This is a genomic window from Pseudoalteromonas sp. S1610 (assembly GCF_005887465.1).
In the GTDB taxonomy this organism is placed as follows: Bacteria; Pseudomonadota; Gammaproteobacteria; order Enterobacterales; family Alteromonadaceae; genus Pseudoalteromonas; species Pseudoalteromonas undina.
Map to the genome: position 1 here is coordinate 1 of NZ_PNDI01000135.1, position 318 is coordinate 318.

Genomic DNA, 318 nt, shown 5'->3' on the forward strand with positions numbered 1-318 from the left:
GTTACACGATGTTCGAAACGTGTGAGTTCCAGATTTAATAATAAATTCGCCAGCTAAATTGGATGCTTATGAATGGGAAAATTTGATACAGCACCCCCCAAAAGCCTGGGAAATCGTCAAAGGAACAGCTACTCCTGTAATTGATATTGCTGCTAACATTGCAATTGATCATCACGAACGTGGGGAAGGAGCAGGTTATCCACAAGCAAAAAAACAGCAAGAGATCAGTTTAGAGGGGGGAATTACTGCGATTGCGGATGTATTTGATGCGTTATGTTGTCGTCGTAGTTACAAAGAGCCTTGGAGCATGGATGAAGC

At 42.5% G+C, this 318-nt stretch carries 1 protein-coding gene; it reads left to right on the forward strand.

Going from position 1 to position 318, the window contains the following annotated elements; genetic code table 11:
* Window positions 1–82: 82 nt before the first annotated feature.
* Window positions 83–318, forward strand: a 236-nt coding sequence (locus CWB77_RS18115; RefSeq protein ID WP_249931450.1) for an HD-GYP domain-containing protein, incomplete at its 3' end; no start/stop codon positions are given.